General features: G+C 67.2%; 12 protein-coding genes. 10 read left to right on the top strand and 2 right to left on the bottom strand.

Annotation, left to right across the window (positions count from 1 at the left end; genetic code table 11):
* Window positions 1-9 precede the first annotated feature (9 nt).
* Complete coding sequence (gene phnF, locus IE101_RS06555; protein ID WP_189633011.1) at window positions 10-753, bottom strand: phosphonate metabolism transcriptional regulator PhnF; 744 nt, start codon at window positions 751-753, stop codon at window positions 10-12.
* A 125-nt stretch (window positions 754-878) separates the two neighbouring features.
* Here phnF and phnG point away from each other — a divergent pair, with 125 nt between their 5' ends.
* From phnG to phnN, 7 genes are read left to right on the top strand one after another with little or no spacing between them, the layout of a single operon-like run.
* Entirely contained in the window at window positions 879-1304 is a 426-nt protein-coding gene (phnG, locus tag IE101_RS06550) for a phosphonate C-P lyase system protein PhnG (protein WP_229804044.1), read from the top strand.
* Complete coding sequence (phnH, locus tag IE101_RS06545) at window positions 1301-1882, top strand: phosphonate C-P lyase system protein PhnH (RefSeq protein ID WP_189633009.1); 582 nt, start codon at window positions 1301-1303, stop codon at window positions 1880-1882. Before phnG ends, phnH begins: the two co-directional genes overlap by 4 nt.
* On the top strand, window positions 1882-2982 hold the full coding sequence (locus IE101_RS06540; RefSeq protein WP_189633008.1) for a carbon-phosphorus lyase complex subunit: 1101 nt from the start codon (window positions 1882-1884) through the stop codon (window positions 2980-2982). Before phnH ends, IE101_RS06540 begins: the two co-directional genes overlap by 1 nt.
* A gap of 39 nt (window positions 2983-3021) precedes the next feature.
* Complete coding sequence (locus IE101_RS06535) at window positions 3022-3897, top strand: alpha-D-ribose 1-methylphosphonate 5-phosphate C-P-lyase PhnJ (RefSeq protein WP_189633007.1); 876 nt, start codon at window positions 3022-3024, stop codon at window positions 3895-3897.
* Window positions 3897-4694, top strand: a complete 798-nt coding sequence (gene phnK / locus IE101_RS06530; RefSeq protein ID WP_189633006.1) for a phosphonate C-P lyase system protein PhnK — start codon at window positions 3897-3899, stop codon at window positions 4692-4694. Before IE101_RS06535 ends, phnK begins: the two co-directional genes overlap by 1 nt.
* A 48-nt stretch (window positions 4695-4742) precedes the next feature.
* Window positions 4743-5426 (top strand): phosphonate C-P lyase system protein PhnL, encoded by a 684-nt coding sequence (gene phnL, locus IE101_RS06525; protein ID WP_189633005.1) that lies wholly within the window; start codon window positions 4743-4745, stop codon window positions 5424-5426.
* Complete coding sequence (phnN, locus tag IE101_RS06520) at window positions 5423-5956, top strand: phosphonate metabolism protein/1,5-bisphosphokinase (PRPP-forming) PhnN (protein WP_189633004.1); 534 nt, start codon at window positions 5423-5425, stop codon at window positions 5954-5956. The genes phnL and phnN overlap by 4 nt, the downstream gene beginning before the upstream one ends.
* Here the strand turns inward: phnN and IE101_RS06515 are convergent.
* Window positions 5938-6618 (bottom strand): DUF1045 domain-containing protein, encoded by a 681-nt coding sequence (locus IE101_RS06515; RefSeq protein ID WP_189633003.1) that lies wholly within the window; start codon window positions 6616-6618, stop codon window positions 5938-5940. The two genes, phnN and IE101_RS06515, sit on opposite strands and share 19 nt — an antisense overlap.
* A gap of 95 nt (window positions 6619-6713) precedes the next feature.
* Between IE101_RS06515 and IE101_RS06510 the strand changes: the two genes are divergently transcribed.
* The 3 genes from IE101_RS06510 (at window position 6714) to IE101_RS06500 (ending at window position 9861) form a co-directional block, all read left to right on the top strand.
* Entirely contained in the window at window positions 6714-7856 is a 1143-nt protein-coding gene (locus tag IE101_RS06510; protein WP_189633002.1) for an alpha-D-ribose 1-methylphosphonate 5-triphosphate diphosphatase, read from the top strand.
* Between the two features lie 92 nt (window positions 7857-7948).
* Window positions 7949-8746 (top strand): UDP-2,3-diacylglucosamine diphosphatase, encoded by a 798-nt coding sequence (locus tag IE101_RS06505; protein WP_189633001.1) that lies wholly within the window; start codon window positions 7949-7951, stop codon window positions 8744-8746.
* Window positions 8743-9861: a ceramide glucosyltransferase gene (locus IE101_RS06500; RefSeq protein ID WP_189633000.1), complete on the top strand. Its 1119-nt coding sequence runs from the start codon at window positions 8743-8745 to the stop codon at window positions 9859-9861. The genes IE101_RS06505 and IE101_RS06500 overlap by 4 nt, the downstream gene beginning before the upstream one ends.

The raw sequence follows: 9861 nt of genomic DNA, 5'->3' as shown, positions 1-9861 counted from the left end.
AATAGGCGCTCAAGGCGACGGGTCTGTGACAGGCAGATGCGGATCTGGTGACACGGTCAGCGTCACCCGATCCCCAGCCCACCAGGTCGTGCCGAATTCCACCACCTGCCCTGCCGGATCATGGTTCAGCGCGCGGCTGCGCAGCAGCGGTGCCCCTTCGGCCAGCCGCAGATGCAGCGCCAGCGTCGGCGTCGCCGCCACCGCCGTCAGCCGGGTTTCCGCGCGGGTGTAATCCCCCACGCCAACGGCCGCGAGCGCCGCCGTGACCGAAGGCACGGCGTTCAGATGTTCCAGCAAACCGGGCAGGCGGCTGGCGGGAAACAGCGACCGGAAAACCGCGATGGGCTGATCATCGACCAGCGAAATCCCCTCCACCACATGCACCGGATCGCCGGGGTTCAGGCGCATGGCTGCGGCCTCCTCCCCGTCGCAGGCGCGGGTTTCCAGCCGGTTCAGCCGGCGCGAAGGCGTCCGCCCCGAGGCGAGGACGTTTTCATGGAACCGCGTCCGCCGCGACAGCGGATAGTCCGTGGGCCGCGCCGTGACATAGACGCCCGATCCGCGCCTTGCGTGGACGGTGCCCAGATCGGCCAACGTCTGCAACGCATGGCGCACGGTATGGCGGTTCACGCCAAAGCGGGCTGAAAGCTGCGCCTCGGTCGGCAGGCGGTCGCCGGGGGCGTAATGGCCCTCAGCGATTTCGGCCGCCAGCGTGTCGGCAATGGATTTCCAGATTGCGCTGCGCGTGGCCAAGGCCGCCCCCCGTTCATCCGAACGTCATGGAAAATTCACAGGACTTTTCTTGAGCCCGAGGCCCTGCATGACCTATGATTTGTCTAGTTGTATATTAATCTGGACAAATTCGCAAGATGTCGATCATGGACAGACAGAACTGGATGGGCCTGCTCGCACGCGCCCGGCCCGCCGATCTGGCCGCCCTGCTGCCGGACCTGCCGCAAAGCCAATGGCTCCGCCCGCCCGAGGTGGGAGCGGTCATGGTGCAGGGTCGCACGGGCGGCAGCGGCGCGCCCTTCCATCTAGGGGAAATCACCGTCACGCGCTGCAGCCTGCAGCTGACCTGCGGCACCGTGGGCCATGCCCATGTGCAGGGCCGCGACCGTGACCATGCCCACCGCGCCGCCCTTGTGGATGCGCTGATGCAGACCGGCGCCGCCGCAGACCTTCAGGCCCGCATCCTGGCGCCCCTTGCCCGGATTGAAACCGATGCCCGCGCTGCCCGCGCCGGACGCGCGCAGGCCACCAAGGTCGATTTCTTCACCCTCGTCCGCGGAGAAGACGCATGACCGCCCCCCAAGATGCCAGCGTCCTGTCTGGCGGATTTGTCGAGCCGGCAGTGCAATCGGCCCATGCCTTCCGGGCGCTTCTGGCCGCAATGGCCCGCCCCGGCACGATGCAAACCGTAACCGGCGCCCAGCCCCCCGCGCCGCTTTCGGTGGCGGCGGGTGTGGCACTTCTGACGCTGGCCGACCCGACGGTGCCGGTACATCTGGCGGGCGCAGCGGATACCGAAGCCGTGCGCGCCTGGATCGCCTTCCATTGCGGGGCGCCGCTGGTCGCGGCCGAAAGTGCGGCCATCGCACTTGGCACCTGGGACGCGCTGCAACCCGTCAGCCGCTTTTCCATGGGCCTGCCGGATTACCCTGACCGTTCCGCCACGCTGATCGTGGAGCTGCCCGCCCTGACCGCCAGCGGCGCGCATTTGCGCGGTCCCGGCATCCGCGACCGGGCGGAACTGTCCCTGCCCGAAACGGCGGCCTTCATCGCCAACCGGGCGCGTTTCCCGCTGGGCTTTGATTGCCTGTTCACCAGCGGCAGCACCCTTGCCGCCCTGCCCCGCAGCACCATCGTGGAGAATGCCTGATGTATGTCGCCGTCAAAGGGGGCGAACGCGCCATCGACAATGCCCATGCCTGGCTGGCCGAAGACCGCCGTGGCGACACCACGGTGGCCGAGCTTTCGGTGCCGCAGATCCGCGAACAGCTGGCGCTGGCGGTCAATCGCGTAATGGCGGAAGGGTCGCTCTATGACCCTGATCTTGCCGCGCTGGCGATCAAGCAGGCGCGGGGCGATCTGATCGAGGCGGTCTTCCTGATCCGCGCCTATCGCACCACCCTGCCGCGCTTTGGCACCTCGATCCCGGTGGATACCGCGCGGATGCGGGTCGATCGGCGCATCTCGGCCACGTTCAAGGACTTGCCCGGCGGGCAGATCCTGGGCCCGACCTTCGATTACACCCACCGCCTGCTGGATTTCAAACTGGCGGCCGAAGGCGCGCCCCTTGCCCCCACGCCGCAGGCCGCGCCCGACATGGCCCCCGTGCCGCATGTGACCGCGCTTCTGGACCGCGACGAGCTGATCGAAGCCACGCCCGACACAGGCGAAGCCCCGCCCGATCTGACACGCCAGCCGCTGGAACTGCCCGCCAACCGCGCCCTGCGCCTGCAGGCACTGGCCCGCGCGGATGAGGGGTTCATCCTCTCGCTCGCCTATTCGACCCAGCGGGGCTACGGCCGCACCCATGCCTTCGTGGGCGAGCTGCGCATCGGCGCCGTCGCGGTGGAACTGGAGATCCCCGAGCTGGGCTTTGCCATCACCATCGGGGAAATGACCCTGACGGAATGTGAAACCGTCAACCAGTTCAAGGGATCCCGCACCGAGCCGCCGCAATTCACCCGCGGCTACGGGCTGGTTCTGGGCCAGTGCGAGCGCAAGTCGATCGCCATGAGCCTGGTGGACCGCGCCCTGCGCTGGAAAGAACTGGGCGAGGATTTCACCGGAGCCCCCGCGCAGGATGAGGAATTCGTTCTCTCTCATGCCGACAATGTGCAGGCGACCGGGTTCCTCGAACATATCAAGCTGCCCCATTACGTCGATTTCCAGGCCGAGCTGGAACTGGTGCGCCGCCTGCGCGCCGAGGCCTTGGCCCAGACCCAACCTTCCCCGCGCGCGGCCGCCGAATGACGCCGCATCGCATAGCCCCCCTTGCCGCGCAGGTTTCCCATGTCTGACGACGCCTATAATTTTGCCTATCTGGATGAACAGACCAAACGCATGATCCGCCGCGCGCTGCTCAAGGCGCTGGCGATCCCCGGCTATCAGGTGCCCTTTGCCAGCCGTGAAATGCCCATGCCCTATGGCTGGGGCACGGGCGGCGTGCAGGTGACGGCCGCGTGCCTGACGCCGGATGACGTGCTGAAGGTGATCGACCAGGGCGCCGATGACACGACAAACGCCGTGTCGATCCGCCGCTTCTTTCAGCGCACCGCAGGCGTGGCCACCACTGAGTCCACGGCCGAGGCGACGGTGATCCAGACGCGCCACCGTATCCCGGAAACGCCGCTGACCGAGGGGCAGATCCTTGTCTATCAGGTGCCGATCCCCGAGCCGCTGCGCTTTCTGGAACCGCGCGAAACCGAGACGCGCAAGATGCACGAGCTTGAGGAATACGGCCTCATGCATGTGAAGCTGTACGAGGACATCGCCCGCCATGGCGAGATTGCCACCGCCTATGCCTATCCGGTGAAGGTCGAGGGGCGCTATGTCATGGACCCCTCGCCCATTCCGAAATTCGACAACCCCAAACTCTCGGACAATCCGGCGATCCAGCTGTTCGGCGCGGGGCGGGAAAGCCGCATTTATGCGCTGCCGCCCTATACGCAGGTCGTCAGCCTTGATTTTGAGGACCATCCCTTCCGCGCCAGCAAAGCAGACCACGCCTGCGACCTGTGCGGCGCGGCGGAAAGTTATCTGGACGAGGTTATCACCGATGATGCGGGCAGCCGGATGTTCGTCTGTTCCGACACCGATTTCTGCACCGGCCGTCAGGCGGCCGGGCATCGCGGGCGGCTGTCCCCGCTGAGCAAGGAGATTGCCTGATGGATGGTACGCAAAACGCCCTGCTGGTGCCCAGCACGACGGACACCCCGCTGCTGCAAGTCACCGGTCTGACCCGGCTTTATGGCGCCCGGATCGGCTGCGCGGATGTCAGCTTTGATCTCTGGCCCGGCGAGGTCCTGGGGATCGTCGGCGAAAGCGGGTCGGGGAAATCGACGCTGCTGTCCTGCCTTGCGGGCCACCAGCGCCCTGACGCCGGGCAGATCCTGTTTGACGGCACCGATGTTCTGGCCCTGTCCGAGGCCGACCGGCGGCGCCTGCTGCGCGGTGACTGGGCCTATGTCCACCAGAACCCGCGCGACGGGCTGCGGATGGGTGTCAGCGCCGGGGGCAATGTGGGCGAACGGCTGATGGGCGTGGGCGGACGTCATTACGGCCGCATCCGCGACACCGCGACCGACTGGCTGGGCCGGGTCGAGATTGCCGCCGAACGCATCGATGACCGCCCCTCGGCCTTTTCGGGCGGGATGCAGCAACGCCTGCAGATTGCCCGAAATCTCGTGACCGGCCCGCGGCTTGTGTTCATGGATGAGCCAACCGGGGGGCTGGATGTCAGCGTGCAGGCCCGGCTTCTGGATCTGCTGCGCGGGCTGGTGCGGGAAATGGGCCTGTCGGTCATCATCGTGACGCATGATCTGGCGGTGGTGCGGCTCTTGGCCGACCGGCTGATGGTGATGAAATCGGGCCATGTCGTCGAAGCGGGCCTGACCGATCAGGTGCTCGATGATCCGCAGCATGCCTATACCCAGCTTCTCGTCAGTTCGGTTCTGCAGGTGTGACATGCAGGGAACCGGCACAAGACAGACCTTTCAGCGAAAGCCTTGGTGATGATCCAGATTTCAAACCTGTCCAAATCCTTTACCCTGCACAATCAGGGTGGGGCGGTCATTCCCGTGATGGCGGGCGCGGCGCTGACGGTGGCGCCGGGAGAATGTGTTGGCCTTGTAGGCCAGTCGGGGGCGGGGAAATCCACCCTGATGCGGATGGTGCAGGGCAATTACCGCACCGAAGGCGGGCAGATCCTGGTGGCGGGCCTCGATGTGGCCCGCGCCGCCCCGCGTGACATCATCCGTCTGCGCCGGCAGGTCATGGGCCATGTCAGTCAGTTCCTGCGTGTGGTGCCCCGCGTGCCGACCTTGCAGGTGGTGGCGGAACCACTGCTGCGCCTTTCCGTCCCGCGGGATGAGGCCGAGGCCCGCGCCGCCCGTCTGCTGGCGCAGCTGAACATCCCCGAACGGCTCTGGTCGCTGTCGCCCACCACCTTTTCGGGGGGCGAACAGCAGCGCGTGAACATCGCCCGGGGGTTCGTGCATGACTATCCGGTCCTGCTGCTGGATGAGCCAACGGCCAGCCTTGATGCCCGGAACCGCGAGGTGGTGCTGGATCTGATCATGCAAGCCAAGGCGCGGGGTGCGGCGCTTCTGGGTATCTTCCACGATGAAGGCGCGCGGGCGCGGGTCTGTGACCGGCTGGTCGATGTCACCGCCTTTACCCCGGGTTTGGCCGCATGACGGCGCGGATCGTTGCCGTCGTCGGCCCGTCGGGCGCGGGCAAGGACACGCTGATGGATGCGGCCTGCGCCGCCCGGCCCGATCTGCGCCGGGTGCGCCGCTGGATCACCCGCCCTGCCGAAGCGGGGGGCGAGGATTTCCACTCCGTGACAGAGGCCGAGTTCGACGCCCTGGCCGCCAGCGGAGCCTTCGCCCTGCACTGGCGGGCGCATGGGTTGCGCTATGCCATCCCGGTGGCGCAGTTGGCGGGGACGGGGACGGTCTTGCTCAACCTTTCGCGCGCGGTGTTGCCCGATGCGGCACGGCGGTTTCCCGATCTGACCGTGGTGCTGGTGACGGCCCCCCCCGCTGTGCTGGCCGCGCGCCTTGCGGGGCGGGGGCGGGAAAGCGGCGACGATCAGGTCCGGCGGCTGGCGCGCGCCGATTTCGCCCTGCCGGACGGATTGGCCGTGCGGCAGGTGCTGAATGACGGCACCCCGGCGCTGGGTCTGGTCCGGTTCCTCGCAGCGCTTCAGCCGGAAAGGGTATAGCGGTGCAGCAGATGAAAGCGTCCATCCGCAGCCTCACCAAACAGGCAGAGGTCGCCGATGACAAAGGGCTGCGGGATCACCGGGGCGAAATGCGCCATCAGACGTTCCGCCGCCAAGCTGGCCAGCGGCTCGGACAGCCGGTTCGTCAGCGTCAGGTGAAAGCGGAACTCCTCCATCACGAAGGGGTAGCCATAGGCCTGCAACAGATGCAGCTGGCGCGGCGTCAGCCGTTCGGGGCGGCGCTTGGCCATCTCGGCGGCATTGAGGGGGGCGCGAAACGGCTCCAACCCCTTGACCACGGCCTCAGCCAGCGCGCCCAGCGCGGCGGCGTCACCTTGCGGCACCAGCGCAAGGAAACCGTCAAGGTTCTTCAACCGCAACCCCGGCAGAACCACCGGCGCGAGTTGCCGCGCCAATGCGGCAAGGCCCGCCCGCAGATCCGCCTCGCTCTGGCCTTCTGCCAGTCGGAAGGGCGGCTTGATCGTGCCATGGAACCCGTATTTGCGCGGCTCCGTGGTGATTTCCGCGGCGGGCAGGCCCAGGTCGGGCTGCTGCACCGCACAGCCCAGCGCGGCATCCCAGCCCAGCCAGGCGGCCGCGACATCGGCAAAATCCCCGGCCGGCGGGGCGTAATACACGGCAAAACGTTTGATCTGATCCATGCGCGCTGCCTTAGCGGGCCAATGTCACACCGCTGTGACGCCCCCATGCCATTGGGGCCTTTCGCGCGCCGGATCGCAAGACAGGAACCTTCAGAATGACCCAGACCCTCCTTGCAAATGCCACGCTGGTCCTGCCCGATGCCACCCTTCGCGGCACGCTGCGGATGGAAGATGGCCGGATCACCGATATCACATCCGGCAGCGCGCTGCCCAAGGGCGCCATCGACTGCGGCGGTGATCTGGTAATGCCCGGCCTGATCGAACTGCACACCGACAATCTGGAACGCCATATCCAACCCCGCCCGCGGGTCGATTGGCCGCATCAGGCGGCCATCGTGGCGCATGATGCCGAACTCGCCTCGGTCGGGATCACGACGGTGTTCGATGCGCTGCGGGTGGGATCGGTCGTCACGCAGGGCAAGGCGAATTACGGCGAATATGCACGGGCGCTTGCAACCGAAATTCTGGACCTGCGCGCCGCCGGGGCGCTGCGGATCAGCCATTTTCTGCATCTGCGGGCCGAGGTCTGTTCCGAAACGCTGGTCGAGGAAATGGCCAAATTCGGCCCCGATGACCGGATCGGTATCGTCAGTCTGATGGACCACACCCCCGGAGAGCGGCAGTTCCGCGATCTCAGCAAGCTGCGCGATTACGTCTGCGGCAAGCATGGCCTGAACGACGCCCAGTTCGACGACCATGTCACAAGCCAGCGTGCCCTGCGCGACCGGCTGGGCGCCCAGCACGAAGCCACCGCCGTGGCCGAGGCGCGGCGCTACGGCGCTGTGCTGGCCAGCCATGATGACACGACCGAGGCACAGGTCGCGCAATCGGCCGCGCATGGTGTGCATTTCGCCGAATTCCCCACGACGGTCGAGGCCGCCCGCGCCTGCCACACCCATGGTATTCGCGTGATGATGGGGGCGCCGAACCTGATCCGCGGCGGATCGCATTCCGGCAATGTGGCAGCCGCCGTGCTGGCCGAGGCGGGGCTGCTCGATATCCTGTCGTCTGATTATGTGCCCTCATCGCTGCTCTCGGCGGCGCTGATGCTGGGGGATCTGTGGGGTGACATGGCGCGCGGCATTGCGACCGTCACTGCCGCCCCGGCCGAGGCGACGGGTCTGACCGACCGGGGGCATCTGGTGCCCGGCGGGCGGGCCGACGTGATCCGCGTGGCCCGGATCGGAAACGCAGGCGCGGTGCGCGGGGTCTGGGTGCAGGGTCGTCGCGTCGGTTGATCTGCCCGACCGTCATGCAACTGTGATGAAGCCGTCACGCGGCTGACGCGCGGGGCGGCGATGCTTGGGGGCAAACCGAACCGGAGGCCGCCATGCACCCCGCCCCCCGCCACCACCACCGCGCGCTGTTCCTTTCAGATCTGCATCTGGGCGCGCTGGGCTGCCGGGCGGACCGGCTGCTGGATTTTCTTCAGAATTGTTCGGCCGACACGATCTACCTCGTTGGTGACGTGCTGGATATCTGGCATCCGCGCCGCCCGCATTGGGGGCCGCAACAGGATGCGGTTCTGGGCCTGCTGGCAGCGCGGGCAGCCAGCGGAACGCGGGTTGTCTATCTGATCGGCAACCACGACGCCGAGGCGCTGGCCGAACCCCATCACCTGCCGCCGGGCATCGCCATCGTGACACAGGCCATCCACGTCAGCGGGGATGGCCGGTCCTATCTGGTGATTCATGGCGACGTGGCCGACGGCCGGTGGCTGCGCAGCCATGTTGCGACGCGGATCGGCAGTCGCCTGGACAACGGCCTGCGCGTGCTCGACCGGCGCCTGTCGCGCCTGCGCCGGGAAATGGACCGCGACCGTCGCAGCCTGATCGAGGCCGCGTTGGCGGGGGTGAATGCCCTGATGGCGCTGGGATCGCGGCATGAACGCAAGCTGACCGCGCTTGCCCGGGCCATGGATCAGGACGGCGTGATCTGCGGCCATTTTCACAAGCCCATGCTGCACCGCCGCCACGGCCTGACCTACGCCAATTGCGGCGACTGGGTCGATAGCTTCACCGCACTGGCAGAAGATGCCGACGGCCACCTGCGGCTTATCGGGTGGGCGGCGCCGGCCTCTGCTCCGATCCCCTGCAACTCTGCAAAACTTGAGGAGGTGCTGCCATGATCGCCGCACTGATCGTTCTGACCCTTCTGGGCCTGCACTGGATTTCGGCCCTGCTGGTCATCCGCCGGTTTGACCGCCCCGCAGCCGATCTGCCCGCAGGGCCCCTGCCGCGGATCAGCCTGATCCGCCCAGTCTGCGGGCTGGATACACATGATCCCGAAACCTTTGCCACCAGCTTTGACCAGATCTATCCCGATTGGGAACTGGTCTTCTGCGTTGCGCGCGCCGATGATCCGGCCATTCCGGTGCTGCGCCGACTGATCGCCGCCCATCCGCAGGTCGAAGCCCGGCTGATGATCGGGGATCACCCCATCACGCGGAACCCCAAGCTTAACAATCTGTGGCAAGGCTGGAATGCCGCCGAGGGCGAATTCGTGGTCCTGAGCGATTGCAACGTCCTGCTGCCACCCGATTACCTGCATCAGGTGCTGGCGGCGTGGCAGGCAGATACCGGGCTGGTCAGCGCGCCGCCTGTCGGGGTTCGGGCCAAGGGCCTGTGGGGGGCGGTCGAAGCGGCCTTCCTGAACGGCAACCAGGCACGCCTGCAGCTGGCCGCAGACGAGCTGGGTTTCGGCTTTGCGCAGGGCAAGACCCTGATGTGGCGCAAGGCCGATCTGGATGATGCCGGCGGGCTTGCCCTGCTGGGGCAGGATCTGGCCGAGGATGTCGCCGCGACCAAGGTGGTGCGGGGCATGGGGCTACAGGTCAGGCTGACGCAGGACCCCTTTGCCCAACCGATCGGGCAGCGCCGCCTTGGGCAGGTCTGGGGGCGGCAGCTGCGTTGGTCACGTGTGCGCCGCGCTGGCTTTCCCGCGCTCTTCCTGCTGGAGCCGCTGAACGGCCCCCTGATCCCGCTGGTTCTGACGCTTGGCTTTGCCCCGTCGGCATTGGCGCCGCTGCTGTTCGCCTTTGCGTGGTATCTGCCCGAGGGGCTTCTGGCGCGGCAGGCCGGGTGGCGCTTTGCGCCCATCGATTTGCTGGCCGCAATGCTCCGCGACGTGATGATGCCGGTGCTCTGGCTCTTCACTTTTGCGGGGCGCGGATTCGACTGGCGCGGCACGCCGATGGCACCCACCCAGGGGGGCGCCATCCCGATGCAGGTGCCCGCGGAATAA

It is taken from the genome of Gemmobacter lanyuensis (assembly GCF_014652355.1).
Classification (GTDB): Bacteria; Pseudomonadota; Alphaproteobacteria; order Rhodobacterales; family Rhodobacteraceae; genus Gemmobacter; species Gemmobacter lanyuensis.
This window is presented reverse-complemented; position numbering and strand designations above follow the sequence as displayed.

Coding starts and splice junctions, on each gene's coding strand:
- phnG (WP_229804044.1), top strand. CDS start 879: ATGGACAGACAGAACTGGATGGGCCTGCTCGCACGCGCCCGGCCCGCC.
- phnH (WP_189633009.1), top strand. CDS start 1,301: ATGACCGCCCCCCAAGATGCCAGCGTCCTGTCTGGCGGATTTGTCGAG.
- IE101_RS06540 (WP_189633008.1), top strand. CDS start 1,882: ATGTATGTCGCCGTCAAAGGGGGCGAACGCGCCATCGACAATGCCCAT.
- IE101_RS06535 (WP_189633007.1), top strand. CDS start 3,022: ATGTCTGACGACGCCTATAATTTTGCCTATCTGGATGAACAGACCAAA.
- phnK (WP_189633006.1), top strand. CDS start 3,897: ATGGATGGTACGCAAAACGCCCTGCTGGTGCCCAGCACGACGGACACC.
- phnL (WP_189633005.1), top strand. CDS start 4,743: ATGATCCAGATTTCAAACCTGTCCAAATCCTTTACCCTGCACAATCAG.
- phnN (WP_189633004.1), top strand. CDS start 5,423: ATGACGGCGCGGATCGTTGCCGTCGTCGGCCCGTCGGGCGCGGGCAAG.
- IE101_RS06515 (WP_189633003.1), bottom strand. CDS start 6,618: ATGGATCAGATCAAACGTTTTGCCGTGTATTACGCCCCGCCGGCCGGG.
- IE101_RS06510 (WP_189633002.1), top strand. CDS start 6,714: ATGACCCAGACCCTCCTTGCAAATGCCACGCTGGTCCTGCCCGATGCC.
- IE101_RS06505 (WP_189633001.1), top strand. CDS start 7,949: ATGCACCCCGCCCCCCGCCACCACCACCGCGCGCTGTTCCTTTCAGAT.
- IE101_RS06500 (WP_189633000.1), top strand. CDS start 8,743: ATGATCGCCGCACTGATCGTTCTGACCCTTCTGGGCCTGCACTGGATT.